The 26,334-nt window shown below is 56.4% G+C and carries 23 protein-coding genes; 11 read left to right on the top strand and 12 right to left on the bottom strand.

From position 1 onward, the window contains the following. Positions 1-71 precede the first annotated feature (71 nt). Entirely contained in the window at positions 72-536 is a 465-nt protein-coding gene (locus C5Y96_RS18030; protein ID WP_105356181.1) for an NUDIX hydrolase, read from the top strand. On the opposite strand, the gene C5Y96_RS18035 is transcribed toward C5Y96_RS18030, so the two are convergent. Then, positions 487-1,635, bottom strand: coding sequence for a hypothetical protein (locus tag C5Y96_RS18035; protein ID WP_105356183.1), 1,149 nt, complete (start codon positions 1,633-1,635; stop codon positions 487-489). The genes C5Y96_RS18030 and C5Y96_RS18035 overlap by 50 nt on opposite strands. Positions 1,636-1,895: 260 nt before the next feature. Between C5Y96_RS18035 and C5Y96_RS18040 the strand changes: the two genes are divergently transcribed. Next, positions 1,896-2,177, top strand: a complete 282-nt coding sequence (locus C5Y96_RS18040; protein WP_199188732.1) for an acylphosphatase — start codon at positions 1,896-1,898, stop codon at positions 2,175-2,177. A 61-nt stretch (positions 2,178-2,238) separates the two neighbouring features. Further along, positions 2,239-3,810 (top strand): ABC transporter permease, encoded by a 1,572-nt coding sequence (locus C5Y96_RS18045; RefSeq protein WP_105356185.1) that lies wholly within the window; start codon positions 2,239-2,241, stop codon positions 3,808-3,810. Positions 3,811-3,888: 78 nt separating this feature from the next. On the opposite strand, the gene C5Y96_RS18050 is transcribed toward C5Y96_RS18045, so the two are convergent. From C5Y96_RS18050 to C5Y96_RS18065, 4 genes are all read right to left on the bottom strand, one after another. Next, positions 3,889-4,968, bottom strand: a complete 1,080-nt coding sequence (locus C5Y96_RS18050) for a Gfo/Idh/MocA family oxidoreductase (RefSeq protein ID WP_105356187.1) — start codon at positions 4,966-4,968, stop codon at positions 3,889-3,891. A 55-nt stretch (positions 4,969-5,023) separates the two neighbouring features. Next, positions 5,024-5,929, bottom strand: a complete 906-nt coding sequence (gene lpxC / locus C5Y96_RS18055; RefSeq protein WP_105356190.1) for a UDP-3-O-acyl-N-acetylglucosamine deacetylase — start codon at positions 5,927-5,929, stop codon at positions 5,024-5,026. A gap of 109 nt (positions 5,930-6,038) precedes the next feature. After that, on the bottom strand, positions 6,039-6,695 hold the full coding sequence (locus C5Y96_RS18060) for an OmpH family outer membrane protein (protein ID WP_158261303.1): 657 nt from the start codon (positions 6,693-6,695) through the stop codon (positions 6,039-6,041). 318 nt (positions 6,696-7,013) lie between these two features. After that, entirely contained in the window at positions 7,014-9,035 is a 2,022-nt protein-coding gene (locus tag C5Y96_RS18065; RefSeq protein WP_105356194.1) for a M28 family peptidase, read from the bottom strand. A gap of 194 nt (positions 9,036-9,229) precedes the next feature. On the opposite strand from C5Y96_RS18065, the gene C5Y96_RS18070 reads away from it, so the two are divergent. Next, positions 9,230-10,903 carry an ATP-binding protein gene (locus C5Y96_RS18070; protein ID WP_158261304.1) on the top strand — a complete coding sequence of 558 codons (1,674 nt, stop codon included), beginning with the start codon at positions 9,230-9,232 and terminating at the stop codon, positions 10,901-10,903. Between the two features lie 11 nt (positions 10,904-10,914). On the opposite strand, the gene C5Y96_RS18075 is transcribed toward C5Y96_RS18070, so the two are convergent. Next, a complete protein-coding gene (locus C5Y96_RS18075; RefSeq protein ID WP_105356198.1) occupies positions 10,915-11,580 on the bottom strand; it encodes an MBL fold metallo-hydrolase in 666 nt (221 codons plus the stop codon). A 289-nt stretch (positions 11,581-11,869) separates the two neighbouring features. Here C5Y96_RS18075 and C5Y96_RS18080 point away from each other — a divergent pair, with 289 nt between their 5' ends. Both C5Y96_RS18080 and C5Y96_RS18085 read left to right on the top strand, forming a co-directional pair. After that, positions 11,870-12,772 (top strand): DUF1571 domain-containing protein, encoded by a 903-nt coding sequence (locus C5Y96_RS18080; RefSeq protein ID WP_158261305.1) that lies wholly within the window; start codon positions 11,870-11,872, stop codon positions 12,770-12,772. Between the two features lie 138 nt (positions 12,773-12,910). Further along, positions 12,911-13,984, top strand: coding sequence for a GNAT family N-acetyltransferase (locus tag C5Y96_RS18085; protein ID WP_105356202.1), 1,074 nt, complete (start codon positions 12,911-12,913; stop codon positions 13,982-13,984). 10 nt (positions 13,985-13,994) lie between these two features. Here C5Y96_RS18085 and C5Y96_RS18090 read toward each other — a convergent pair whose 3' ends face one another. After that, complete coding sequence (locus tag C5Y96_RS18090) at positions 13,995-15,089, bottom strand: hypothetical protein (RefSeq protein ID WP_105356204.1); 1,095 nt, start codon at positions 15,087-15,089, stop codon at positions 13,995-13,997. Position 15,090: 1 nt separating this feature from the next. Further along, a complete protein-coding gene (locus C5Y96_RS18095) occupies positions 15,091-16,512 on the bottom strand; it encodes a c-type cytochrome (protein ID WP_105356206.1) in 1,422 nt (473 codons plus the stop codon). Between the two features lie 217 nt (positions 16,513-16,729). Between C5Y96_RS18095 and C5Y96_RS18100 the strand changes: the two genes are divergently transcribed. Further along, positions 16,730-16,948: a hypothetical protein gene (locus tag C5Y96_RS18100; RefSeq protein ID WP_105356208.1), complete on the top strand. Its 219-nt coding sequence runs from the start codon at positions 16,730-16,732 to the stop codon at positions 16,946-16,948. A 19-nt stretch (positions 16,949-16,967) separates the two neighbouring features. On the opposite strand, the gene C5Y96_RS18105 is transcribed toward C5Y96_RS18100, so the two are convergent. The 3 genes from C5Y96_RS18105 to C5Y96_RS18115 all read right to left on the bottom strand — a co-directional run bounded on the left by C5Y96_RS18105 (position 16,968) and on the right by C5Y96_RS18115 (position 19,243). Continuing rightward, positions 16,968-17,594 carry a hypothetical protein gene (locus tag C5Y96_RS18105; RefSeq protein ID WP_105356210.1) on the bottom strand — a complete coding sequence of 209 codons (627 nt, stop codon included), beginning with the start codon at positions 17,592-17,594 and terminating at the stop codon, positions 16,968-16,970. Positions 17,595-17,670: 76 nt separating this feature from the next. Next, the gene (locus tag C5Y96_RS18110; protein ID WP_105356213.1) at positions 17,671-18,477 is read right to left on the bottom strand and encodes a hypothetical protein; all 807 of its coding nucleotides are present in this window, start codon (positions 18,475-18,477) and stop codon (positions 17,671-17,673) included. A gap of 73 nt (positions 18,478-18,550) precedes the next feature. Then, the gene (locus C5Y96_RS18115) at positions 18,551-19,243 is read right to left on the bottom strand and encodes a hypothetical protein (protein WP_105356215.1); all 693 of its coding nucleotides are present in this window, start codon (positions 19,241-19,243) and stop codon (positions 18,551-18,553) included. Positions 19,244-19,398: 155 nt separating this feature from the next. On the opposite strand from C5Y96_RS18115, the gene C5Y96_RS18120 reads away from it, so the two are divergent. The 4 genes from C5Y96_RS18120 (at position 19,399) to C5Y96_RS18140 (ending at position 25,190) form a co-directional block, all read left to right on the top strand. Beyond that, positions 19,399-20,859 carry a leucyl aminopeptidase gene (locus C5Y96_RS18120; protein ID WP_105356217.1) on the top strand — a complete coding sequence of 487 codons (1,461 nt, stop codon included), beginning with the start codon at positions 19,399-19,401 and terminating at the stop codon, positions 20,857-20,859. Positions 20,860-21,042: 183 nt separating this feature from the next. Then, positions 21,043-22,353: a lactate racemase domain-containing protein gene (locus C5Y96_RS18125; protein WP_105356692.1), complete on the top strand. Its 1,311-nt coding sequence runs from the start codon at positions 21,043-21,045 to the stop codon at positions 22,351-22,353. Positions 22,354-22,714: 361 nt separating this feature from the next. Next, positions 22,715-23,350: a hypothetical protein gene (locus C5Y96_RS18135; RefSeq protein ID WP_105356221.1), complete on the top strand. Its 636-nt coding sequence runs from the start codon at positions 22,715-22,717 to the stop codon at positions 23,348-23,350. 121 nt (positions 23,351-23,471) lie between these two features. Continuing rightward, positions 23,472-25,190, top strand: coding sequence for a flotillin family protein (locus C5Y96_RS18140; protein WP_233199012.1), 1,719 nt, complete (start codon positions 23,472-23,474; stop codon positions 25,188-25,190). Positions 25,191-25,255: 65 nt separating this feature from the next. Here the strand turns inward: C5Y96_RS18140 and C5Y96_RS18145 are convergent, their stop codons facing one another. Continuing rightward, positions 25,256-26,317: a type II secretion system F family protein gene (locus tag C5Y96_RS18145; protein ID WP_105356224.1), complete on the bottom strand. Its 1,062-nt coding sequence runs from the start codon at positions 26,315-26,317 to the stop codon at positions 25,256-25,258. Between the last annotated feature and the right edge of the window lie 17 nt (positions 26,318-26,334).

Below are 26,334 nucleotides of genomic sequence, written 5' to 3' on the forward strand. Positions count from 1 at the left end.
CCGGCCTAGGATGAACCGTCAATAATTATTGCGAATAAACAACTTAAGTAAAAAGGGGCCACCCGACTATCATGCCTCGAAAGAGCCAAATCCCCATTCGTAAGCGCGCGGTCGTGGGGGTCATTCTCCGCCACAATACGTTTCTCACGATTCGTCGCAGCCAACAAGTAGTCGCACCGGGCAAAGTCTGTTTTCCTGGGGGCGGCATCGAGCATGGCGAGTCCGAACAACAGGCCCTTGTGCGTGAAATCCGCGAAGAACTAGGTGTCACCGCAACCGCTGGCCAGCGGCTTTACGAAACAGTAACCCCCTGGGGAACCTCGGTGGCTTGGTGGCATGCGCACGTGGAAGAGAACGCCCAGTTTGCCCTTCAGACGGCAGAAGTCGCCGAAACGCATTGGCTTGCTCCTCAGGTCCTTTTGCGGCATCCCGATCTTCTTACCAGCAATCGAGACTTTTTGGTGGCCTGGGGGCGGTCAACGTTCGCTATTCCGGGAATAGCGGTTCCTCCCGATTGGGATGAAATTTCCGATTGAAAAGCTCGGGATCGAATTCGTCGCGAACCTCAGGCTTCTCTTTCGACGGTACGCCCTTCTGTGGGATCGAACGATAAGGACGATCGCGGCCCCCCATCGATGCATTGGCATTGCCGCCGAAAATTGGGTTCGGGGGAGTCGCCGATTGGGGTGGCGTCATCACTGGGCCAGGATCCGCGAGGGCCTTGGGGATGCTGGCCGGAGCATCAAACGATGCCGGAACGATTCCAGAATCGAACTGCCCACGCGCCGGCTTAGGGCCTTGGGACGCAGCGAAAACCCAGGTCTGAATCGCTCGAAGCTGCTGAGGCGAGAGATTCGGAGTATTACCGTCGCCATGACGGGTAGCACCCTTCACCAGCAACTGACTCTTATGCGGTTGGCTGTAATCGATAAAGTTAAGGGCGGCGTTCATGTTCCGCACCGTCATACGCTGAGGAATCGAGCGAACATTCTCGAACTCGACCAGCCGGAACGCATTCTCTGAGTTTTCCGCGTGACAACGGCTTGCGGCGCAGCTGTTGAGCATGATCGGCTGAACCGTGCTAGTGTAATACCGCACCACTTGAGGCGACAGAGACGGATCAGGCTGATCGCTTTCAACCTCTTCCATAGCTGGTTCAGGCCGGGTCACCGGCATCGAATACTGAACCGTCTCGACCTTGCCACCGCTGTTTCGTTCGCTCAACTTGACCTGGTAAAGACGATCCAAGCGAATCACATCAGGATGGTCAGGGCCTGAACGCATGGCGATCGCATGGTGATAGGCGGCTTCTTCCCACAGTTGTAGTCCCAGGCACCAATTGGCTAGTTCGATATGGTGGTTCAGGGTGGTGGTACCAACGCGGGCCTTTTGTCGCAAATAGGCTTCTTCCAGCGATTGGCAGGCAAACGCCACCCGCTCGGCCGGCATCCGAATGACCGAGTCTTCGTTGATCGCCAACGAGTAGAATTCCCCTTCCCTCGTTATCCACCCCCGCATGGCGTTGCCATTGGTCAGAACAAGCACCCCTTCGTAGGGTGCCGTAATGGGTGCCTGACCCCACAGGGTGGTCACCAGGCAGAAAACAACGGCGATGGCTAGGATGGTATTTTTCATAGTGGCGAGACGCTACCAAGGAGTCCGCTTCAGCGTCAATCGCAGAATTCCGCCCCACGCCACCCAATATGACTGGTTTTCTGGGAAATCAGGCCCCACTATTCGGTGAATCCCGCACAATAGCGATGAAGAAAACTTAATAGCGCGATCCATCCAACATCTTGTCACGTATAGGGTTTCAGCACCTAGCTGTTTTCCCTCGCGTGAACTAAGATGATGGCTTGCTATTGCTATCGCACGGTTCTTAAGAGGGTGGTGACATGACGGACGAGTCAACCCGCATGCATGTGGTCATTTCCGGGCAAGTGCAAGGTGTCGGATTCCGACAATCCGCCACTCAAATTGCAAAGTCATTTCCTGTGGCTGGCTGGGTGAAAAATCTCCCCAGCGGAAACGTGGAGATCGTTGCCGAGGGAACCAAATCAGCGTGCAGTGACTTCCTGGCCTCCATTCGCGACCGCATGTTTGAATACATCAGCGATGTGGAATGCCAGTGGACGGAACCCACCAACGAATTTGAGACTTTCGAGATCCAGTACTAATCCATCCCTCGCGAAACAGCGTTTTCGTCTGCTTCGTATCTGACAACTTTGCTATTCCGATATGATCCCGATTAACTCTTCCGTATTTGGCTTTTTCTTCTACATCGCAGAACTCAATCGCCAACACCTGGCTACAGCCGTCTGGTTGTTTGCCGTTGGCGTCGTTCTCGGCCTGTTGGCTGTGGCCCTGCTGTGGGCTTTGCTGCTGGCTGTTTCGCCGAAACTCGGTGGCCGCTGCACGCAAGCGTTGCAAGGTCCCGTATTGATGCCGATTTCGGTCGTGATGGGCATATGGGTCCTCCTGGCCTTCGCGCTGCTGCCGATGGTGCCCAATTCGATGGAGATCCTCAACTCTCTGAAACAAATCCCGACGACCGGCGAATCCTCGACCGAGATCGTCGTTCCGGTGGCCTCCGGCGAAGTCGACCAGTTCGGTAACGTTCCGGCCGAGTCACTTAAAATCACCGTGTTGACCGATCAACTTCGTAAGATCACCGTCGACAGCACCGGTAAGATCGAATTGGTTGCCCGCTTGGAAGGGACCGATGAAGACGTCGTCGCTTTTGACGTCAGTGGTGGTGAACGCTTCGAATGGCGTCGCGGTGACCGTGGTACGCTGTTACGAAAAATCCCCGCCGGCGAAACGATCGACCTTTACGCTCGTAACATCACGAACTCGGATATTCAGATGGATATCACCATCGTGACCGAGCCAGAGCACATCGAAGCCGAATCGATCTTCTTCATCGCAGCCCTCGTCTTCCTGATTTACGGCAGCTACTTTCTGATGGTCTGTGCGTTGCCCAAGATGTCGGCCATTGCCGAGGCAACCGTCCGTAGCGAAATCTACCAGCTTCTGTTTTTGATCTGTGCGGTCGTGGGCTGCTTGTTCATGGTCGCTTCGATCTACATTCCCTATCAGACCTTCGGCGAAGACATCAAGGTCCTCAAGCATACCTGCCTGCAGGCCATGATGGTGCTGGGAATCATTGTCGCGATTTGGGCAGCCAGCCGTAGCGTTTCGGAAGAAATCGAAGGGCGAACCGCTCTCACGCTGCTTTCCAAGCCGGTTAGCCGTCGGCAGTTCGTGCTTGGCAAGTTCGCTGGTATCGCCTGGCTGGTAAGCGTGCTGTTCATCATGATCAGCTCTGTCTTCGTCGTCGCGGTGGCCCAAAAGCCGATCTTCGACAAGCGCGAAGGAGCGGTCATCGAGTACGAAGGGGAAAAGGGGGTCACCTGGCAGCTCCTTCACCACGAAGCCATGTCGGTTACCCCTGGCGTGCTGCTGGTTTACATGGAAACCCTGGTTCTCGCTGGCGTCTCGGTCGCTATTTCAACGCGGCTTCCCATGGTCGCCAACTTCATGCTCACCTTCGGTATTTGGGCCCTAGGGCACTTAACACCGTCCATCATGGAGGCGTCCGTCGAAGGGTTTGAACCGGTGCAGTTCGTGGCGAGTTTCGTCGCGACCATATTACCGGTGCTCAAGAACTTCGAGATTTACGGTGCCATCTCCGCCGGCCGCGAAATCCCCATGATGTACATTGCCGGGGCAGCCATGTACACGATCTTGTACGGGGCACTCACGATGCTTTTGGCTCTGATCTTGTTTGAAGATCGCGACCTGGCATAACGCCCAGTCACGCAGCAGATAACAAAAAAGCCACCGCACTATGCGGTGGCTTTTTCTTTTGAATCGGCAAAGCGAACGCTATGCGGCCTTCTTCGTGGCCACGGCACGCTTGGGCTCGGGACGCATAGTCGGCCCCACCAGATTGAACTTGCCGCCATCCCAGCGATGCTGTTGCACGGCGTCGCTCACCTTCAAGGCCACCGAAAGTGCTTCACGGGCAGCCTGACCAGTAACCGTCGGCGTCAAACCACGCTGAATGCAATCGGCGAACTCTCGCAGTTCCGCTTCGATCGCGTTGCCGGGTGCAACTTCAATCTCTTGGCATGGCAGCACGGTCGAGAACAGATTATCCCGTACCCAGTTCTTACCTTCTGCGGAAAGACGATGGACCTGTGAGGCACCTTGCTTGACAATCTCATCGGCGACAATCGACTTCACCTTGCGAGTCGTAAAGTCGACTCCCACGAAGCCGGCATCGCTGAAGACTTCCATGCTCCTCGAAGGGGTGAAGCTCGCTCGCGATGCGGTCAAGTTCGCCACACAGCCGCTGGCAAACGTCAGTCGCGTTTCGACGATGTCTTCGTGCGGGCCAAATACGGTCAGACCGGTTGCCTGAACGTCGACCACCGGGCTGCGGACCAGAGACAACACCAGGTCGATGTCGTGAATCATCAAGTCGAGCGTTACACCGACGTCTACCGAACGGAACGTGTAACCGCTGGTGCGTTCACCGCGAATAAAACGAGGCGATTCCACTTTCTTGGAAGCTTCGCGAAACGCGGGATTGAAGCGTTCGACATGGCCAACCTGCAGCACACTCCGGTGATGCTCGGCCAAGTCAATCAACTCGTCGGCGTCTTCCGTGGTAAGCGTGATCGGCTTCTCGATCAAAACGTGCTTGCCGGCGTTGAGCAGCGGCACGGCAACATCTTTATGATAGAGCGTCGGAGTGGCGATGACGGCGGCGTCGATCTTGGATGCGATTTCGCTGACGTCGTCATAGCCCTTGATCTTGTGCTCTTTGCAGAAAGCATCTCGAGCTTCCTTGGCCGGATCGACAACGCCGACCAGCTTGAATGCCGAGATCCCTTTCGCCAACTTGGCGTGGATTTTGCCCAGATGGCCGGTCCCAATGACCGCGAGTCGTACCTGACGCATTGCCAACTTCCTCTGCTTAGGTCGCACGGCGTTACGAAGCGTTCATTTGCGAAAATCAGGCGGTCCGCCGCGACAAATAGGCAACCTGATTTTCCTTCAGCAGCTGTTTGACCAGCTCTGCGTTGAAACGATGGCCACTACGATTGGCGATGATCGTTCCCTGGATATCACAACCGGCCAGGGCCATGTCTCCGACAAGGTCAAGAACTTTGTGTCGTACACATTCGTCCTCGAAGCGGAGTTCGTTGTCGATCGGGCCTTCCGGACCGAAAACTAACAACTCACTAAAATCGACGTGCGTCCCCAGCCCTTGCTGACGCAGCCATTCTGCCTCTTGAAGTAGCAAAAAAGTGCGTGCCGGAGCTAGTTCATTTTGGAAATATTCGGGGCTGACTTTGCCTTCGAGTGTCTCGCGACCGATAAGCCCTTCGTTGCCGAAATCTAAGCGATACTTAAACTTCATCCGCTTCGACCCATTCGGGCGGGCTTCAACCCAGCACTCGTCATCACCCACGCGAACCACTTCCGAAATTGTCAGAATGGCTCGCGGAGCGGTCTGTGTTTCAATGCCGGCAGCCAGGATCTGCTCGACGTAGTCTTTAGCAGAACCATCCATGCCAGGCATCTCGGCCGAAGTGACATGAACGTAGCAATTGTCGACCTGCAGGCCGGCGAGCGAGGCCAAAACATGTTCAACCATCTCAACCGTTGCTCCCTGGCAAACCAGGTTTGTACGGCGAGGAACTTCCACCCGGTAATCAACCAGGGCCGGAATTTGCGGCGAGCCTTCCAGGTCTTCACGAATGAAGACAACGCCGGTGTCTTCCGGGGCCGGCTCGAAGCGAACAGTCACTTCCTTGCCGCTCCAGTAGCCGCGTCCCGAGACGGATGCGGAGGCCTTAAGAGTTTGTTGAAGTCGTGCGATCGGTTCGCCATTATTGGCGAGGGATGCGGAGTTCATAGAAGCAAAATCTAGCCAATAGCGGCGAAGAAGATTTTAAAGCGAAAAAGGCGAGACCAACCTTGCGGCCTCGCCTTTGTTCGTTGTACCCATCAAATGCGAGTCCGACTTAGAAGCGAGGTTGTGGAACCTGGCTGCCAGGAGCGGCTGCGTTGCGCTGAACACCGTTGTTCAGGATGTTCAGAATGTCGTAGGTGATGTCGATCTGGTTTTGGTAGATCACCGGACGATTGACACCTTCCAGAACCGATTGACGGTTGGTGGGATCAATTTCGTTGCTGTTGTAACGCAGCACCAAGGTGATGTTGTGACGCTGAGCGAAGGTCGAAACCGTCTGGGTCACCTGGTTGTAGGTGTTGAAGTAAACGCGAGCTTCGCGTTCCATGAATTCCTTCTTCTGCAAACCAACTTTGACTTGCAGGTCGGCCTGAACCTTGGCCATGCGTTCTTCCAGGGCTTTGTATTCCGGAGTACCGGCTTTGTAACCCTGCAGTTCTTCGACCATCTTCTTCATCTGGTCGCGATCTTGCGTCAGAGCCTGCTCTGCGGCATCGACCGATTCCTTCAATTCGTCCATTTGCTTCTTGAACAAAGCATGGTTCTTGAAGATGACCGGGATGTCGATCACGGCAATGTTACCGGCACTGGCCTGCTGGGCCGAGGCAGTGCTGACTTGACAGAAAGCGGTCAACGCGACCGCGACACAGAAACAAGAGAGAATTCGCTTCACTTTCAGCACTCCTTGCTGGACAAAACTGGTCCTCATGACCATCTCGTGGATCAGCCCATGGCGGGTGGCTGCCACGGAACAATAAAACGATTGCGTTATCGCCGTCTGAACGGGAAAGTCGCGACATTTTGCCGAAGTGCCGCGATCTCGTAAAGTGCAATCTGAGTATTTTCTTGCCTCGCACTTTTCGGCCCCAGTTTAGACCTACGCGAGATTACTACGCCCTATCGGCAAACGTGGTTCGCCGCGCGTGTAGAAAACACGATTTGCCCGGCGAATCCCAGCCGATCCGGCGGCTAGCAGGGGCTCTCATAGATACCCATGCTCACCGGTCTCTCCAGATTCAAACGACTGCTATCGTGGGGGTGCCAGCGTCACGGTCAGCTTCACTTCTTTGCCGTCACGCAGAACGATCACCTCGACCTTATCTCCCCCCTTAAATTTCCGCAGGGCCGCATCAAAGTCTTCGAGCCCTCCGATTCGATTTCCCCCGAGATCGATCAGGATATCACCACCCTTGATGCCGGCTTCTGCCGCGGGACTGCCTGGGCTGGAGCCTTGAATACCGTATCCTTTGCCCACCACGGTAAAGTCAGGAATGCTGCCGAAATAGGGACGAGATCCGCCTCGCATCTCAGGCTGCTTGCTTTCGACGGCAACGTACTTCGGTCGATCGTCCGCTTTGTCGATCGCCAACAGAAAGTCGATCCCGTAGTCGATAATCCGGGCCATCCCTTCGTAGTTGATCTTATCGGCATCGTCACTGGGGCGGTGATAGTCGTTGTGAGTCCCCGTAAACAGGGCCAGCACCGGCATTTGCTTGGCATAAAACGACGAGTGATCACTCGGACCGAACCCGCCTGGATCTTTGGTCAATTCGAACTTGTGCTTCTCATTCAACCGATCCAACAGAGGCTCGAACATTTCGGCCGTGCCACTTCCCATGGCAATCAACTTGTTCTCGTCCAGTCGCCCCACCATATCCATGTTGAACATCATGAGCGTCTTTTCGAGCGGAATGACTGGCTCTTTCACATAGTGGGCACTGCCCAGCAGCCCCTCTTCTTCGCCGGTGAAAGCAATTACCAGGATGCGATGACGAAGCTGATCCTTCTTGGCCATCAAACGCCGAGTCACCTCCAGCAGTGCGGTCGTGCCGGAGGCGTTATCGTCGGCACCGTTATGTATCTCGTGCGTTAGCGGTGCCAGGCTGCCAGAGCCCCCCATGCCGAGGTGATCGTAGTGGGCACCGATGACAATCACTTCATCCGAGGTTGCGTTGGGGGCCTCGATCAGGCCAATCACGTTGCGAATGGTCGCTTTCTCGCGAACGATATCAGCTTCGCCGACCGCTTTCCAACTTCCCAGCGGCCCCACAACGGGCTTCAACGTGTGATCGATCCCCACTTCGATTGTGCTAAGCGGTTTCCCGAATTGCTTTTCAATCAGCGGTTCGAAGACACTTCGTTTGGCGAATAGAACGGGAAAGTTAGGCCGGCTCGATTCGGCCCCTGCTCCGGTCAGCGGAATTACTTCATCCAGCCCTTGCTCGAGTTGTTCGCCATACTCGGCAATCTTCTTGCTTAGCGTCGTGACGGCACCCAAGTAAGCTTCGATCTCTTCAGGCGAATGCTTTTCCTGAGCGGCATATTCCTGCTGGCGTTTAACCAGTTCGGCAACGGCTCCGTCAAAGGCCGATTGAACATGAGCACGAATCTCGTCGAGGCCTTGGGCATCGTTAATGAAGATTACGCCAGCCGCCCCTTGTTGATAGGCATTCGAGATCTTGCGGCTGAACAACGCATGCTGCGATGCCCGCGCGCCGTCAAACACGCTATGCGGGTTGGACTGTTGCGGCTCTTTCCGCAGGATGACGACAAACTTTCCTTTCACGTCGAGGTCGGCGTATTCGTCGTATTCCAGTTTCGGAGCCGAAATGCCGTACCCCACGAAAACGAGTGGTGCGTCGAATTTGCTGCTTCCCCCCACCGCGAGAGGAGTAAAGTCTGCACCCAACTTTAGCTCTTGGGTTTCCTCGCCGGAGACCAGCTTCAGCACATTTTTTTGCGGCGAGCCCATTTCGGACGACACATTGACTTCAAACTCTTGAAACGGCGTGCCGTTAACCAGGTCCGTTTTCAAACCGATGGCTTCAAACTGCCTGGCGATAAACTGGGCAGCTTCTTCCAGCCCATCACTGCCGATTCCGCGTCCTTCTAGCTTGTCGGAAGCCAGGTAGCCTAGCGTTTCTTTCAAGGCACCGACCTTCGTCGATTCAGAAGCGGCAGCCGCCGCATCCTCGGCCAGCAGGCCACAGGGCGTCGACAGAAGTAGCAAAAGGAAGAACGCTGGCGAGAACCGGGTCATATTGAGCATGGATGCGTATTCCGCAAAGGAGAGATTCACCGATTTAGGGGAAGTTGGGCAACCTTCGATTCTTTTCCGTAGGGCACGCGGCGTCAACCATTGCGATAGCGCATTGCCAGCGGATAGCCAATCGTCGTAAAATCATATCCGAGTTGAGTTTCAACACGTTCTGTCCGTCGAGTCGTTTCCCCGAGAATTCCAGTTTGGCTTCACTATTTGTCATCCAAGGCGACGACCAGGGACGCCGGTTCGAGTTGTCCCGCGATATGATCTCGATCGGTCGAGATCGCGGGAACGAAATCGTTCTGCACGACACGGAGATTTCCCGTCGGCATGCCGAGATTCGCACGACAAAGGACGGCTTCATGCTGGTCGACCTGCAAAGCTCGAACGGCTGCTATGTCAATCAGAAGCGTGTTTCCGAATGCCAACTGACCCATGGCGATCGCTTGCAGTTGGGCCATACTCTGATGATTTTCACGCATACGGCAACTGCTCCGGCGACACGCCCAATCAGCGTGAGCCTGCAGGAACGCCACCGCGAAGGCTCGCGAATCATTCACTCGATTCGCCACGAAGAAGGGAGCCAGATCTTTCTCCCTTCCGAACTTCGCGAGCCAGGCGAATCGCAGCACCTGCAAGACAACCTGCAACTGATCTACGATACCGCTTTAGCTGTCAGCCGCACGCTGGACATCGAACAACTGCTCGACTACTTGCTGGGTCTGATCTTTAACTGGGTCGAAGCAGACCGCGCGTGCATCGTGCTGATTGATTCGCAAACCAAAAACCCAGAAGCCAAAGCACAGCGGGTACGCGAAGGACGCGCCGGGGTCGACGAATCGATCACCATCAGCCGCACGATCCTCGATTACGTACTGACCAATCGCGAAGGAGTGCTGACCTCCGACGCCCAGGACGATCAGCGCTGGTCCCCGGAAGGAAGCATTATCAATAGCGGTGTGAACGAAGCGATCTGCGTTCCCATGCAAGGCCGCTACGGCATCGTTGGTGCTATCTATATCGATACGTTCATCCCGCCTGACATGACGTCGCAGTCGGTCGCGAAGTCGCGTTTCACCGAAGAACACTTGAAGTTAATGATTGCGATCGCTCATCAGGCAGCCTTGGCCGTGGAAGACACCCACTATTACTCGGCGGTGGTGCGTAGCGAACGCCTGGCGGCCATGGGGCAAGCGGTCGCCGCTATTTCGCACCACGTGAAGAACATCCTGCAAGGGATTCACGGCGGCAGCTATATCATCGAAGAAGGGATCAAGTCGGGCAAAATGGATGTCGTTCAGCACGGCTGGGGCATCGTTTCCCGCAACCAGGACCGCATTGCCCACCTGGTGATGGACATGCTTTCTTTCAGCAAGGAACGCGAACCAGACCGCAGCAATGCCTCGCTCAACGACGTCGTCGAAGACGTCGTCAACCTGATGCGAGCACGGGCGAAGGAGAACAGCGTCCTGCTCGAGTTCCGCCCCGATATCGATCTGCCGATGGGACTGTTCGACGAAGAAGGGATCCACCGGGCAGCGCTCAACGTGGTGACCAACGCCATCGACGCGGTCAGTGAAGCAGAAAACCCACGCGTGATCGTCTCGACCGAATTCCGCGAAGCGTCCCGAGAACTTGTATGCACGGTAGAAGACAACGGCCAGGGAATTCCGGCCGACATGCAGGAACGAATCTTCTCGGCATTTGAATCGACCAAAGGCAACCGCGGCACAGGCCTCGGCTTGCCGGTCACCAAGAAGATTCTGCAAGAACACGGTGGCGACGTGCTGGTCGAAAGCGAACCAGGATCAGGCACCAAGTTCGTGATGTACTTCCCATGGATCGCTGTTCCCACCGAAGAAACGCGATACTAACAATCGGCCTGCTATCCTTTGTAACCAGCCGGCTTCCCCACGAAAGGGTTTCCGGCAATCTCATCACCGACCGTCGTCGCGGGGCCGTGTCCTGGTAGTACGATGGCGTCTTTCGGCAGCGTGAAGATCTCTTCTTCGATCGCGCGCTTCAAATCGGCGAAACTTCCGTCAGGGAAATCAGTGCGTCCGATGCTTCCTTTGAACAGAACGTCTCCCCCGAGAACGATCGTCCGCGAACCATCCTTCACGACGAAGATCACGTGACCAATACTGTGCCCTGGCGTCTCGCGCACCTCGAAATCGATCTCGGCGGCGGAATAAGTGTCCCCACCTTTGACGGTTTCATCTTCTTCCGGACTGACCAGCGGAAGACCAAAAGGGCCGCTCAAATTTTTATCGGGATCAGTCAGCTTTTCGGCGTCTTTGTACCCAATCACCAGCGGGGCATCCGGGTACAACCGCTTGATCGTGCCGTTACCGGCAATGTGGTCGCTGTGCCCGTGCGTGTTGAGAATTGCGACAACTTCAAGTTTCCGCTCTTGAAGCACTTCCACAATTTTTTCGGGTTCTAAGCCCGGATCGACGACCACGCATGACGCAAGCCCCTCTCGATAAAGGACATACGTGTTTTCGTCGAACGGCATGCTGACGATGCGTAAAACATTGATCTCAGCCATTGTTGGCAGATCGCACTCCACTTTGCGGACAAAATTAGATACAGTGATTGCGCATGATAAACCATCTGGCGAGATCTTGGTAATCTGTAAAACTTTGACGCTCGTCTGGAAGGTATTTATCTTGCCGGCATGAATATCGCGATAAGTCGCTATAGGGCATTCTTTCGCTCATGCTGGCAAACCGAAGTTGCTAGCAAACGCCTCCTCATCAACAATGGGCGTAAAGGACTTTTCGTCGCACGGAAGCGCGAGAATCATATATAGACCGGAACATTTACGGAGATTGATCATGACCAAGTCCCTCATATCGCGTCGTACGCTGCTCGCTGGCAGTACGGCTTTAGCCTGCGGGCTGACCCGGGCGACTTACGGTGAGGATCAACGTCAGGGCCTGCGTGAGCCTGTTTATCGAGTTTCCAACCGAACCAACACCCCGGTTCAGCAAGTCCAGCAGGTCGCTGCCCAGCATCCGCTGACGCCAGCATTGGAACTCGCTCAGCGCGGACTGCAGAACATCAACGCTCACATCGCCGACTACGAATGCACCCTGGTGAAGCGTGAACAGATCAACGGCAAGCTCGGTGATCAAGAGTTCATGTACACCAAGATTCGCAACGAACAGGTCGACCAGGGTGGTCGCGTGATGACCCCGTTCAGCGTTTACATGTACTTTCTGAAACCTTCCAGCGTGAAGGGACGTGAAGTGCTGTACGTCAAGGGTCACAACAACGGCAACCTGATGGCTCATGAAGGGGGCGCGTTGCTGAAGCACGTCACCGTTTCGCTTGATCCTAACGGCACCCTGGCCATGCGTGGTCAGCGTTACCCGATCACCGACATCGGTATCAAAAACCTGATCGTTCGCCTGATCGAAGTCGCCCAGCAAGATATGCAGTTCGGCGAATGTGACGTGAAGTTCTACAACGGAGCCAAGATCAACGGCCGCGTCTGCACCGTGATCGAAGTGGTTCACCCGGTTCCCCGGAAGAACTTCCGCTTCCACAAAGCCCATGTCTTCATCGACGACGAATTGCAAGTGCCGATTCGTTTCGCTTCGTGGGACTGGCCCAAGCAACAAGGTGCCGAGCCAGAAATGCTCGAAGAGTACACCTACATGAACCTGAAGCTGAACAACGGCTTCACGGATGCCGACTTCGATCCGCACAACGAAAAGTACGGTTTTAACGTTTAAAACGATTATCCGACTTCAGCAATCCAGGGAATCCCGGTCGAAAGCGGCCGGGATTTTTTATGCGCGGGCATTACCAATTAGGATAGGACTACCACCCTCGACGGTGGTTATCCATTCTATGCCCCGACGATCGCCCCCATGAACGTTCAACTCCGTGCTGGAAGTGACCTTACTCCAGACGACATCGCTGCCTGGAAATCGATTCTGGCCAGCAACCCTACGCTCGACAGTGGCTACTACCGCCCCGAACTCACCCTGGCCGCGGCTCGTGTGCGTAGCGACGTGGAAGTTGCCATCGTTTCCGAAAACGGCCAGGCCAAAGCCTTCTTCCCCTTTCAGCGCGACGATAACCACTGCGCCACCGCCGTCACGGGGCGGCTATCCGAATTCCACGGCATGATCGTTCCGCAAAACAGTACGCTCGACCTTCGCGAGATCGTCAAAGCGTGTGGGATCCGCTCGTGGCGATTCGATCACGCCCCAATCTGGCGCAGCGAACTCGAACCATTTGCCTGGGCTCGATCCGAGTCCCCCTACATGGACCTCTCGGACGGGTACGACGACTACACCGAAAAGCTTCGCCAGCGCGGCTCCTCAGCCATCAAGCAGACCCAGCGGAAACAACGCAAACTGGCCCGCGAAGTCGGACCGCTTCGCTTTGAATTCGACACCGATGCCCCCGAGGCCTGGGACGCGTTGGTGAAATGGAAGTCGGAACAATACGTTCGTACCAACACGCTCGATATCTTCCGCTACGATTGGGTCCACGACCTGCTCAAGTCGATCCGGTCAGAGAAAAGCCTGGAGTTCTCGGCCCCGCTATCCGCCCTGTGGGCCGGCGACGAGTTGGCGGCCGTTCACCTGGGATTGGCCAGCAGCACGGCCATGCAGATCTGGTTCCCGGCCTACAATCGAGATCTGCAGCACTACTCACCAGGGCTGGTGATTCTGCTAGAACTAGCTTCCGCCGCGGCTGCACATGGCATTCAGCGGATCGACTTCGGCAAAGGAGAAGAACGCTACAAATACGAGTTCTCGACCGACATCTTGCCGCTGCTTGAAGGGGGCATCGACTTCCGCTTCGCCATGCCCACCATCCTGGCCAGTTGGAACAAACTGAATCAGGCCATCCGGCGTTCCCCTTGGCGCAAGCAACTGGAAGCCCCAATCCTGGCTACCCGCCGCTTCCGGCAATGGCTGGCATTCCGTTAAGCGCGATCGATTACGACTCGATATCGATTTCTTCGGCCTGGTACGATTGCCGCACCCACCACACGCTCAGTGTCATTAGGCCAATCACGATCACTGCCGTGATCAGAAACAAGCTGAACCCCTGTACTTCGCCCGCTTCTTCATGCTTGGGAATAAGGGCCGCGAAATCGATCGATGCCGATCGGATTAGCTCCCGCACGACCGAGCCGCAAAACAACATCCCGGCTAACATCCCCAGACGCAGCCCAATCCAACCACGACTGGTGGCCATGGCACTTGAATGCCACAGAGCGATCTGCCCTGCCCACAACAGCGTCCCCAGCCCCAGCCATAGATAACCGGAAATGTTATTCACCGCGGCAAACCCAGGGATCGAAACCCCAATCGCCGCGAGCGAAGCGACCGCGAAAAGCCCCAGGCCCGCCAGGGCGAACCAGCGTAACCAACCGACCGTCGGCAGGTCTTGGTCCGTTGCGGTCCCTTCTCGCAAATACGCCAGCTGCGCCGTCACGACCGAGGCCATGCTGACGAAGGCCACACTCAGCCAGACCATCGAGCGCGACACAACCTGTACGGCGGCCAGCGGCAACACACCACTGGCGAAAGTTTCCGGCCAGGCCTCAGGCTGGCTCGACACCAGATGGTTCGCGGTCCAGCAGAAGCCGATAAACACGAACAGCCCGGCATTCACGCCAGCCACCAGGGCCCGCTGCCACCAGGCCAGCCGTTCAAACCACTTACTCTTGAGAACATACAGCAAATAAAACGCCGCGATCAGCGCCGGAATGACCACCATCCAGCGCCACCCCAGCAAGAGGTTGGCCGTGTAGAAGTTGTGCGGCACAAGGATCTGCACGAATAGCAGCGGGGCCACACCAAACGTAATCGCCGCACTCAAGCCAAACGGCATCCAGTCGCGCAGCACCCGAATCACCGGGTTCGCCAGCAAAGCTTCCTTGTCGGTGCGGTACCAGATGCTGGCCCCGACAATCGTCAGACAGCCAGCTACCACAAAGTGCATCGACAGGTGATGCGTGACGAATGTCGCCAGGTATAGCAGCATGTATGTGAGCGAGGTCATCGGCAAATCAAAGGGAAAAGGCATCTTAGCGGTCTCCCTTCATAGCGACATCGGATCGATGCCGTGGCCCCGACGCCGGCTCCGTCCCGGCGGCATCCAACCACTTCTGAATATTGGCCAACGCTTCTTCCTCCAAAGGTGCCTCCGCCGCTTCGTCATCGCCGTGCTCGACCCATTTCAGGTAACGCACCAGCGATTCCAGTTCCTCAGGCGTGCCCGCAAACGGGGGCATAAATGGCTTGGTGTGCTGCAGCTTGGCAAAGTTCATCCGCATCTGATCGGCATCCCAGGTCTTCGTCAAATCAGTTACGCCGTTGATGCCGACCACCGTATGGCACACCGCACACTGACGCCGAAACACCTTCGCGCCGCGGGTTGTAACTTCGCCGGCAACCTTTGTTCCGTCAGTCAGTGGATAGGGATCATTCGCCAGGCAGCCATCCTTGCGCATCTGGGCGACCTCGTCCGGAAAGATCCCGTTGGAGTACATCCAATAACGAATCGAGTAAGGCTTCCGCGAGCCTTCACGAACGAACTCGCCGCCGGCTGTCGCCCCGAAGGCCAGCATCAGCAGCAGGGTGGCCGTCGCTCCGTTGATATACAGCTTTTGCAGGAACATTCCAATGAACGCGTACCCACCGATCGCGACCGACGCCCCAACCGAGATATTCATGAACAACGTCATCGCCGGGCTGCCGCCGGTCACCCAGCTGCGGCTATCTTCCGGCATCGCCAGCATGAACCAACCACCGAGAATCGGCATCAGCACCATCGGCACCAACAAATGGGCCGCGTAGTTGATCAGTTTTCGTTTCTCTTCCTGGTCGAGCTTCGTCATCGTGTTCACCACGATGCAGGCCACCAGGCCGGAAAGTGTCAGCGCGACAATCGTGCGAAAGAACAGGCTCGGCCAGAAGGTCGGATTGAAGAACCCGGCCACAATCGAGTGATCGTCGATCCATCCCCCCGGCGTAAGCTGCCAGCTGATAATGCCGTTGATCAAAAACAGACTCATCCACGCCGCAAACGCGTACATACCCAGCAGCTTCAAACAGGCCGCATCGCTGATGTTGCGGTGATACCGGTAAAAGAGGTACCCAGCGAAGATTTCCAGCAGAAAAAAGAGATACTCAGTCGCCCAGATCCAGTGGAAGTTGCGAATCATCTCGCCAATGGTTGGGGCACTAACCTGAATCGCCGTGAACCAGATCCCCACGCCGGTGACCGCCCCGGCCACAAAGCTGATCAGCACCAGCCACTTGAAGTAGCCATGCACAAACAGCCGGGCATTGGCACACCGGCCGGTCATTGCCAGCCACTGGAAGTAACACAACAGCATCCCCCCGCCTACCGCAAACTGGGCGAGAAACACATGCACCACCGCCACGATTGCCATCAAAATCCCTGGCATCAGCGGATCGTATTGATTGACGGGAAAGACTTCCATCGTCGCGCAGATTCCTCATTCATGCTGTCCATCGAGCGGGATTACCTTCTTCTACCTTACAAGCCAAGAAAGTAGAAGCCCGTGCGGCATATTGTCGCAGTATCAGATTCAGGACGAAATATCAGATCGCTGATTCAAATGTACTTAGGCAAAAGTCATTTGTCCGATAGGCTATAGCTGAGGCGCAAGAATCACGAGCACTCCCTGGAGTTCGCGTATGGCTGAGTTTATTCATCTAAAGACAGAAGATGGTGAAGTCTATATGGTCAATCTTGATCATGTTCATCATGTCCACGAGAATCCCAACACCAAGAAGGTTTACATCAAGATGATTAACCGAGCAGGCAAGGAGGATCTCACCTTTATCGTCGGAGAGACGCAACGTCGCGAGATCATTAAATTCTTTGAGTGGAAGTGTCTGAACCGCGACTTCTAGCAATCGAGCCGAGCCTAGCCTAGCGCGAGACCCGGGCAATCACCATCAGCAGCGTATGAACGTGCGCATCCGCATGGCTGCGCGACATGACAATGCTCGCCTCGTTGTCGTTGACCAGCGTGTTCGAGGTCATCTCGGTTTGTTCGCGCTCGCGTGGAGCGTGCCCTCCGGCAATGATCACCGGCACTTCGCTGAGTACCGTCACCCCGAGCCCATAGCGTTGTTCATCCAAGATCCACGGCACGGCGGTCACCTTGGTCTGGGCAGACGCGGTGGTCGCCCCGCCGCGTTGGTGATCGTGCCCAGCGGCATACGCCGTGGCAAAATTAACGCGTTGTTCCAAGTCGGGAAACGTGTGCAGCGTAAACGCATCGACGGCAGCGGCCAGCGAGCCTCGTTCACGGGGAAGCAGTCGGCTGATCGAGTGATGCAGCGTGCTCCACAATTTCGAGTCATGCGACTTCACCGCCGCGGCAATATCGCGGACCAGGTCTTCATCGATACCCCCTTGCCGCGCATCGACGGCGACGGTCACCACCATCAACTCGAAATCAATCTTCGTGGGATTGGCCGGCTTAGCCGTTTGAGCCCAAGCAGCACTGGTGAATGAAATTGCCAGCAGAATGGCAGCCAATCGGCTAAACATGACAATCCTTTCGATGAGCAAGAGAGAAGCGTTCATCAAGTAGGACGAATGTCATGCCATGGCGGTTTTCAGCAATTCAGTTCCACTGAACCAAAATCACGACTTCCTCGAAAACGTCACCACTTTGCTTAGCCATTTCAGACAACACGCCCACTTCGCCGGCCGGCAGCACCAGGCTGCCTTGGGCGGTGATGGTGGCGATCGCTGGTGGCTGGGACTGAGGCGAGTTGAAGGCATACGGCTGAGCCACTGTGGTTCTTGGTCCGAAGCCGCCAGCACCAGCCTCCACTGCTTTTTCCTCCTCTTCGCCTGATTCCTTTGGCTGTTCGGCCGCATCTTCCACCTTCGGAGCGGGCTGATCGATGTACGACTTCTCGAATGCCACACTGAGACCAAGCTTGCCTTCTTCCTTGCTGGCAACTGGCTCAACACGGACCATCGTTCCCACTTCGTGCATGCTATAGGAGACGGCTCGGGCTCCTCCTCGGCTTCCCATTGTGGTCGTCCCCGAGACGAACGGTTCGCGACCACCACGCTGCATAATGATCGACTGACCATCAATTGATTGAGCCTGGATGTAATCGACCAGATGGATCCCCTTACTACCAGGCTTGGCCAGCCACGGCAGCAGCCGGGCTGAAAGGGACGGGCCGGCCCCTTCAATTCCCGACTTCACCTCACTGGCAAGCGTGGTTTTGGGCAACGCATCGTTTGTGCGCCGCAGCATCACGACTTCCACCTGGAAGCTTTTTGCAGCAGCCAATACAGGCTTCGCAGCTTCTCTCGCAGGCGTCTTCCTTTCGGCCTGCTCCTGCGAAAACAGGACGGTCGGGGCGGCAACAACAGCGACGGCAACCAGCCAGATGAGATTGCGGAGAGGCATGAGGGGGCTCCATATTCAGGCAGAATGACTCGCGCGAGTTCGATTCTATCCCCCGGTAAAGACGCCGTGCAAACTAATTCGCCGGAAAGGGTGCCGGATCGGCCAGACCAACGCGAACCAGAACCGCTAGATCCTGCTTGAATTCCTTTCCCTCAATGTTCTTGATTTTCAGCATGCCCCCCAGCACCGTGGTCTTCCCCGATTCAGATTTGATTCGGGTGCTGACCGCCTGCCGATGCAAAACAGGTACGGGAGGTGCGCCGGGATCGTTGACGTTTTCTAGGGTCGTCGTAGGCATGTGTTTTTCGAATCGGAAGCGTGTAAGAAGCTGTTCGTCTGGCGTATTATCTGTACGGACCGTCGCGTTTAACGTTTCGTCCAGAAGTCCCATGCCCGGCATCATCGGGATGTTGGCCCCTTCGAACATCCCCTTCGGGTCTGCAAACTCGGCAGCCAGCGAATGCCGGGTTGTGAACTCCACTTCTTCTCCCAGCGGTATCTTTAACTGCATCAGATCGACTTCGTGCAGATCACGGTCTTTGTCTCGCAGCCACTGGTCGAGAAAGGGAACCAAACCTTCCTGGGCGAGCTTTGAATCTTCGAGCTGTTTCTCGAACTCTTCGCTGAGCGGCGGCTGTTCGGTTGATAGGCGAACCCGTGTGACGAATGCCAGCTCGACCATCACCCGCGGCGACTGCGCCGCGGCAATTGCTGGCAAAATGGCCGAAAAAAGAGTGACCAGTACCAGGCAGCGTATGCGATCCATCTTTTACCTCTGCGAGAGAATCACCCACCGTTTTGGGCCAAACCGCCCCCTCAGGGCTCTCCACACTGTATGAAAACGACTCTCAGCGATACAATAGCAACGTTTCCTGCGGGCATCCCGCTGATATCCCAAACCGCCGAGCTGAGACGAAATCGATGAAGGTTACTGGTACCGAACATAAGATCTCCGACTTCTCCGGAGATGTCCTGGTCGTGGGAACTTACGAAGACGGCCTCTCGCCGCCGGCGAACCAGTTAGACAACTTAATCGGCGGAAGTATTACGCGTTTGCTCGAATCGAACGATATCACGGGCAAGGCCAACGAAGTGACCACTATCTTGGCCCCCGGCGGATTTGCCGTCACCCGTATCTTCGTGATCGGCCTGGGCAAGAAAGAAGACCTGAACCAGCAGCGTGCCTATGAAGCCGCCGCCACGGCAGCAGTGGCATTGTCGGCCAAGAAGGTTGAAAAGGCCGCATTCTACCTGGACGACTTCTGGCCCAGCGAACTGATGGAACAAGCGATCGCCGGGGCCGTGTCCGCAGTAAACGGCCAAGACATCTATCGCAAAGAGAAAAAACAAAACCCCCCAGGCGAGATCCTCTGGAACGCCGCCACCACGGAAGTTCTGGAACGTGGTATCGCCCTGGGCAACGCAATCAGCCTGACTCGCTCGCTGGTCAATCGTTGTGCCAACGATATCTACCCGGCCACCTTCGCCGAAGAAGCCGCCGTCGTCGCCGAAAACCACGACCTGAACATCGAGGTTTGGGACAAGGCCAGGTTGACCGAAGAAAACTGCGGCAGCTTGCTCGCCGTCGCTCGTGGCAGCGTCAAAGATCCTCGCCTGGTCATCATCCGCTATAACGGCGGCAAAAAGGGAGCCCCCCCCTTGGCCTTGGTCGGCAAAGGGGTCACCTTCGACAGCGGCGGGCTTTCGCTGAAGCCATCGGACAGCATGATCACCATGAAAGCCGACATGGCTGGTGCCGCCACGGTGCTGGGGGCTATCAAAGCGATCTCCGCCTTGAAGATCCCGGTCAATGTCGTTGGGCTATGTGGCCTGGTCGAGAACATGGTTTCCGGCGATAGCTACAAACTGGGGGATATCCTCCACTCGCGTAGCGGCAAAACGATTGAAGTCCTCAATACCGACGCCGAAGGTCGCCTGGTGCTGGCCGACGTCTTGAACGTGGCCCTGGACGAAAAGCCGCTGGCCATTGTCGACCTGGCCACGCTGACCGGTGCCTGCGTTGTGGCTTTGGGCATGGACACCGCCGGCCTGATGACCAACGAGCCTGACTGGTGCCACGAAGTGGAACAGGCCGCCCTGACCACCGGTGAAAAGATGTGGCAACTGCCGATGTACGCCGAGTTCGGCGAGCAGGTCAAAAGCCAGATCGCCGACGTCAAGAACGTGGGGGACGGCCGCTGGGGTGGTGCCATCACGGCTGCCAAGTTCCTCGAAGAATTCGTCGACGATACCCCTTGGACCCATATCGATATCGCCGGTCCATCGTTCGCCGAAAAACCCAAGCCCTATTGCGGTGGCGGAGCGACCGGTTTTGCGGTTCGCACCTTGGTGGAATTGGCGCGACGCCAAGCGACCCGTTAAAACTACGTAAATTGTAGTGCCGCGCCCGGCTCACACATCTTGTCCCCTCGCCCCTCCGGGGAGAGGGCTAGGGTGAGGGGGCAACTCCGGCACCAACTTCCCAAGCTGCTACATCCCATGAAGATGGAGCAGCCCGCCATCGGCTTCTCTCGTTTACACCCTCAGTCTGGATTGACCCTAGCCATGCCTTGGATTTCCGAAACCGCAAAAGAAATCAAAAAACCAGAGTTGCTTACCATCCTCGATCGCGCGATCGAAGAAGCTCGCCAGCGGATCTGTGGCACGCCGAAGCGAGTTCTCTTGCTTCCTCCCGACATTACCCGCATGCACTCCGGGGCTGGCTGGATCACCGAGTACTTCTGGGAGAAGCTCAAAGACGAAGCCGAGATCCACGTTATCCCGACGCTTGGTCAGCACGAGCCTCACACGCCTGAGCAGAACAAGCAGATGTTCGGCAACATCCCCAACGAGATCATCCACCCGCACGACTGGCGCGATGGGTGCGTGAAGATTGGCGAGATCTCGGCTGACTTCGTCAAAGAGATCAGCGATGGTGCCGCCGACTGGGCCATTCCCATCTGGCTGAACAAGATGCTGATGGAACAGCAGTGGGACCTGATCATCAACATCGGTCACGTCGTGCCGCACGAAGTGCTTGGCTTCGCCAACCACAACAAGAATTACTTCATCGGCCTGGCCGGTAAGGACCTGATCTGCACCTCGCACATGATGGCCGCCAGTTGCGGGATCGAGAACAACCTCGGCAACCTGATCACGCCGGTTCGCGCCGTGTTCAACAAGGCCGAAGAAGAAATGCTTGGCCACCTGCCGGACTTCTACGTCCAGGTTGTGCTCGCCCGTAACGAAGCTGGCCAGCTTGTTCATACCGGTATCCACATCGGCGACGATCTCGATACCTACCTGAACGCCGCCAAGCAGTCGCGTGCCGAGAACATCACCGTCTTCGACGAGCCGATCAAGAAGATCGTCTGCGTCATGCAAGGGGACGAGTTCTTCAGCACCTGGGTGGCCAATAAAAGCGTCTACCGAACCCGCATGGCGATTGCTGACGGCGGCGAACTGCTGGTGATCGCCCCAGGCTTGAAGCGTTTCGGCGAACAACCGGACGTCGATGCACTCATTCGTAAGTATGGTTACCAGCCGACCGAGAAGATCCTGGAACTGTACAAGGTGAACGAAGACATGCAGGACCTGGCCCACGGCACGGCTCACCTGATGCACGGCACCTCGGAAGACCGCTTCACGATTCGCTACGCCCCAGGTCACCTCAACCAGGCAGAAGTCGAACAGGTTAACTTCGCGTACGCCGACTACGAAGAAACGATCAAGCGTTATCCAATCGACCAACTGAAGGAAGGCTTCAACACCATGCCAGACGGCGAAGAAATCTTCTTCATCGCCACCCCATCGGCCGGTCTCTGGAGCACCAAAGACAAGCTCTACAACCGCAAGACGGGCTTCGCTGAGGTGTAGGCAGAATTAGCCACACACAGCACCGAGAAAGCAAAACGCCTGGGACCGATATCCCAGGCGTTTTTTATGCGCGTCAATGGTCAAGCTACTGTGGGCTCCCCATCCGCGTAATCCGCGGTTAGCTTCCTGCTTCTCTCCTATTCCCTCGGTGCTCTTTATGACCTCTGTGGCAAAACCCCCACCCTTCCCTCCCATGGTCAGGGGATTTCATTTGACGCCCTGCCCCCTATACCCCAAGATACGGGCAGAAGAGCTTCCTCTCGGATTTCCGCATTTTCCGGCCAAGATTCCCGTAAAATGGCCGAATACCGGGATGAAAACGCTACTTCCGTTTTGCTTGTCTTTGTGAAAGGTGCGTCTGATGTCCCTGGACTTGGTGTTTCTCGGCTGTGCTATTGTGGCTGGATCGGTATTCGTCCTCCAGTTTCTACTGGCGGTCGTGGGCGTCGGGATGGAAGGGGCCGATATCACCGGAGACATCCCCGATGACGTCCCTGATGACTTCACCGGCGATTCGCACGGTTCCACCGCGATGTTTGGGGTTCTCTCCTTCAAGACGCTGGTTTCCGCGTTCACCTTTTTCGGTTTGACGGGGCTCGCCTGTCGAGCTGCCGACCTGAACCAGCCCGTTTCGTTCACTATTGCCATCATCGCTGGTATGGCCGCGATGTACTTTGTTCACTGGATCATGCAGTTGCTGATGAAGCTGGCTCATGACGGAACGGTTCATATTCACAACGCGATCGGCGAGAACGGGACGGTTTACATCCCCATCCCCGCCAGCAAGAGCGGCGTCGGCAAGATCCAGGTACGCGTGCAAGACCAACTGGTCGAGTTCGCCGCCCAGACGACTGCCGACGAAAAGCTGGCGACCGGAACACCTATTCAAGTCGTCGATGTTGTGAGCCCCACCATCGTTCTGGTCGTTCCCCTATCGACACCCATGCGTGCCCAACCCGATTCCGTAGAACCGGAACAAACGGCACATACCCACTAGAAAAACGACTTCTTTGCACCCGATCACCCCAGGATAGGGAGATCGCGACCTACATACTCATAGATGCCGCTGCGCGCGGATTGTGCCGGCAACAAGTTTGAACAACGAGGACACCCAATTCATGGACAACGTACTACTCATCGCCCAAGGCTCCGGTGGCATTCTAGACTGGCTCGGTACTTGGCCCGGGATTTTCTCGCTGATCGCGCTCGGGTTCGTCATGCTCGTGTTCGGCTTGCTGATCTTGCTCAAAAGCCAATACAAACGCTGCCCCAGTAACCGCGTGCTGGTCGTCTACGGTAAGACTGGCGGGGGCAAGTCGGCCCAAACCGTTCACGGTGGTGCCAAGTTCGTCTGGCCGCTGGTCCAGGACTACGCCTACTTGAGCCTGGAACCGATCCAAATTGAAATCCCGCTGCGTGGTGCTCTTTCTTCGGAAAACATCCGCGTGAACGTTCCTAGCTGCTTCACCGTCGCCATCGGCACCATGCCCGGCGTCATGGACAACGCAGCCGTTCGTCTGTTGGGTTTAACCACCAACGAAATCCGCAAACAGGCTGAAGAACTCATTTTCGGTCAGCTGCGTCAGGTGATCGCCTCCATGCGGATCGAAGAAATCAACCGCGACCGCGATACGTTCCTCGAACACATCCAGCGCTCGCTTGAACCAGAACTCAACAAGATCGGCCTGGTGCTGATCAACGTCAACATCACCGACATTACCGACGAGTCTGGCTACATCGACGCCATCGGCCAGAAGGCGGCCTCGCTGGCCATTCAACAAGCACGTGGCGACGTGGCCGACAACGAGAAGATGGGTGAAATCCGCGTGACCGCTGCTCAGCGCGACCGGGAAGTCGAAGTCGCCAACGCGACCAAGGCCCGTATGATCGGTACCCGCGAAGCCGAACGTGAACAAGCCATCCGTATCGCCGAACTCGAAAAAGAACAAACGGTCGGTGAACGCGAAGCCGAATTCCAACGCGAAGTCGCGGTGAAAGATGCCGAACGTGAAAAGCGTATTCGCATGGCCAACGCCGACGCCGAAGCAACCATCGGGGAACGCAACGCCGAGTTCGAGCGGGAAGCCCGCGTGAAAGACGCCGAACGCGAAAAGCGTGTCAAAATCGCCGAAGCCGACGCGTCCGCCATCGAAGGGGAAAACCTTTCGGAAGCCAAGGTCGCAGCCTCGAAGGCCGAACTGGCCGTCAAACGAGCCGATGCCTACGAACGCGGTGAAATCCGCAAACGCGAAGCGGAAGGTGCGGTGAAAGAAGCCGAGAACCGTGCTCTCGCCAAAGCGGCCATCGCCGAAGCCGAGCGTGTGGAAGCCGAAAAGCGTGCGTTGTTGGAAGCTCCGGCTAAAGCCGAGAAGGCCAAGATCGAAGTTGATTCGGCTGCCGAAGCTGCCCGACGTCGTATCCTGGCCCAGGCCGAAGCCGACGCGATCTACGCCAAGCTCGAAGCCGAAGCCCGCGGTGAATACGAAAAACTGGCCAAGAAGGGTGAAGGTTTGAAAGCGATCGTCGAAGCGTGCGGTAGCAGCAAGGAAGCGTTCCAACTGATGCTGCTGGAACACCTCGACACGCTGGCCGAAACCAGTGCCAAGGCAATCTCGAACATCAAGTTCGACAAGGTGGTCGTCTGGGAAGGTGGCGGTCAAAACGGCCGCTCGAACACCGCCGACTGGCTCAGTGGCATGGCCAAGACCTTGCCCCCGATGATGCAGGTCATGAAAGACATCGGCGGCATCGAACTGCCTGAAGCCCTGGTCCGCTACACCGAAGACCCCGAGTCCCTGGCCAACGGCAAAGGGAAACAAGAACCTTCGGCCAACTAACGCTGGCTTAGGTTTATCGAAATCCCAACGGCCACCATCTGGTGGCCGTTGCTTTTTCTTGAAGTCTACCGCCGCGGATTGCCCATTGGGTTTTCCAGGATTTCGTTCAGCGGGTTGAGATAGAACGTGAAGAACAGTTTGAAGATCACCACGACAAACAAAGCCGCGATCATCATCCAAATGATTACGCCACCGATGATCGCCAGCGTATTGAGGGCGGCCCGTGCTTTCTCTTGATACAAGACTGAAAGCTTCTCCATCGATTCGGAGAGGGTTCCCGAGATTTCGCCTGTCTCGACGACATCTAAAAAGTCAGGCGGAAAACTCCGCGTCCTGCGCAAGATATCGTGGATTTCTTCGCCGGCCAGGAGTTCGCGATCGACTTGATTGGCAAATTGCTGGTAGTACTGACTACGGCTTGCTTCCAGCGACAAACGCATCGCCTTGCGGATTTCCATCCCGCCCCCAATCGTAAGCGACATGGCCCAGGCCATGCGCGAAAGACAGAGCGTACGGATGGGCGTGCCAATTCCCGGAATGTTCATAATCAACCGATCGAGTTGCAGAAACGCAAACTGGCCGCGTGACCACAGGAAGTAGACGCAGTACGAGAGGAAAATGATCGTCCCGATAATCGCGAAGTACTCGATGGCCCCCTTGGTACCGACCAGGCCGACACCCAGCGGATCGATCGGCTTCCCGGTCATCTCCCCGACCCACCCCATCGCCGCAATCAGAAAGCCCACGATCAGAATTCCCAGTACCAACTGAATCATCGGCCAGAGGATGCCTGCCATAAACGAACGGCGAAGTTGGATTTGGTGCTCGTATTGATCGGCCAGTTCCAGAAAGATGCGATCCAGGTGCCCGGTCGAATCGCCCAATTCCACCATCTGGCGAAAGAGCTTCGGAAAGTACTCGCCGGTCCGGTTGATCGCGTCGTGCATCGATCCCCCGCGGTCGATGCTCTCGGTGATCTCGAGCATCATCTGCTTCTGCGACCCAAAGGCCCGCTCCGCTTCGCGCTTCCAGACACGACGTACGTCGACCCCAGCTTGAAGCTGATTGCCGACTCGGCGACACAGTTGAACAAGTTGTCCGGTACGAATGCGTGGTGAGAAGAGCATGCGCTAGTGGGAAGTTT

It is taken from the genome of Blastopirellula marina (assembly GCF_002967715.1).
GTDB lineage: Bacteria > Planctomycetota > Planctomycetia > Pirellulales > Pirellulaceae > Bremerella > Bremerella marina_B.

What these genes read in the sequence shown, in the direction of transcription:
- C5Y96_RS18030 (WP_105356181.1), top strand. Translation starts at nt 72, where the DNA reads ATGCCTCGAAAGAGCCAAATCCCCATTCGTAAGCGCGCGGTCGTGGGG.
- C5Y96_RS18035 (WP_105356183.1), bottom strand. Translation starts at nt 1,635, where the DNA reads ATGAAAAATACCATCCTAGCCATCGCCGTTGTTTTCTGCCTGGTGACC.
- C5Y96_RS18040 (WP_199188732.1), top strand. Translation starts at nt 1,896, where the DNA reads ATGACGGACGAGTCAACCCGCATGCATGTGGTCATTTCCGGGCAAGTG.
- C5Y96_RS18045 (WP_105356185.1), top strand. Translation starts at nt 2,239, where the DNA reads ATGATCCCGATTAACTCTTCCGTATTTGGCTTTTTCTTCTACATCGCA.
- C5Y96_RS18050 (WP_105356187.1), bottom strand. Translation starts at nt 4,968, where the DNA reads ATGCGTCAGGTACGACTCGCGGTCATTGGGACCGGCCATCTGGGCAAA.
- lpxC (WP_105356190.1), bottom strand. Translation starts at nt 5,929, where the DNA reads ATGAACTCCGCATCCCTCGCCAATAATGGCGAACCGATCGCACGACTT.
- C5Y96_RS18060 (WP_158261303.1), bottom strand. Translation starts at nt 6,695, where the DNA reads ATGAGGACCAGTTTTGTCCAGCAAGGAGTGCTGAAAGTGAAGCGAATT.
- C5Y96_RS18065 (WP_105356194.1), bottom strand. Translation starts at nt 9,035, where the DNA reads ATGCTCAATATGACCCGGTTCTCGCCAGCGTTCTTCCTTTTGCTACTT.
- C5Y96_RS18075 (WP_105356198.1), bottom strand. Translation starts at nt 11,580, where the DNA reads ATGGCTGAGATCAATGTTTTACGCATCGTCAGCATGCCGTTCGACGAA.
- C5Y96_RS18080 (WP_158261305.1), top strand. Translation starts at nt 11,870, where the DNA reads ATGACCAAGTCCCTCATATCGCGTCGTACGCTGCTCGCTGGCAGTACG.
- C5Y96_RS18085 (WP_105356202.1), top strand. Translation starts at nt 12,911, where the DNA reads ATGAACGTTCAACTCCGTGCTGGAAGTGACCTTACTCCAGACGACATC.
- C5Y96_RS18090 (WP_105356204.1), bottom strand. Translation starts at nt 15,089, where the DNA reads ATGCCTTTTCCCTTTGATTTGCCGATGACCTCGCTCACATACATGCTG.
- C5Y96_RS18095 (WP_105356206.1), bottom strand. Translation starts at nt 16,512, where the DNA reads ATGGAAGTCTTTCCCGTCAATCAATACGATCCGCTGATGCCAGGGATT.
- C5Y96_RS18100 (WP_105356208.1), top strand. Translation starts at nt 16,730, where the DNA reads ATGGCTGAGTTTATTCATCTAAAGACAGAAGATGGTGAAGTCTATATG.
- C5Y96_RS18105 (WP_105356210.1), bottom strand. Translation starts at nt 17,594, where the DNA reads ATGTTTAGCCGATTGGCTGCCATTCTGCTGGCAATTTCATTCACCAGT.
- C5Y96_RS18110 (WP_105356213.1), bottom strand. Translation starts at nt 18,477, where the DNA reads ATGCCTCTCCGCAATCTCATCTGGCTGGTTGCCGTCGCTGTTGTTGCC.
- C5Y96_RS18115 (WP_105356215.1), bottom strand. Translation starts at nt 19,243, where the DNA reads ATGGATCGCATACGCTGCCTGGTACTGGTCACTCTTTTTTCGGCCATT.
- C5Y96_RS18120 (WP_105356217.1), top strand. Translation starts at nt 19,399, where the DNA reads ATGAAGGTTACTGGTACCGAACATAAGATCTCCGACTTCTCCGGAGAT.
- C5Y96_RS18125 (WP_105356692.1), top strand. Translation starts at nt 21,043, where the DNA reads ATGCCTTGGATTTCCGAAACCGCAAAAGAAATCAAAAAACCAGAGTTG.
- C5Y96_RS18135 (WP_105356221.1), top strand. Translation starts at nt 22,715, where the DNA reads ATGTCCCTGGACTTGGTGTTTCTCGGCTGTGCTATTGTGGCTGGATCG.
- C5Y96_RS18140 (WP_233199012.1), top strand. Translation starts at nt 23,472, where the DNA reads ATGGACAACGTACTACTCATCGCCCAAGGCTCCGGTGGCATTCTAGAC.
- C5Y96_RS18145 (WP_105356224.1), bottom strand. Translation starts at nt 26,317, where the DNA reads ATGCTCTTCTCACCACGCATTCGTACCGGACAACTTGTTCAACTGTGT.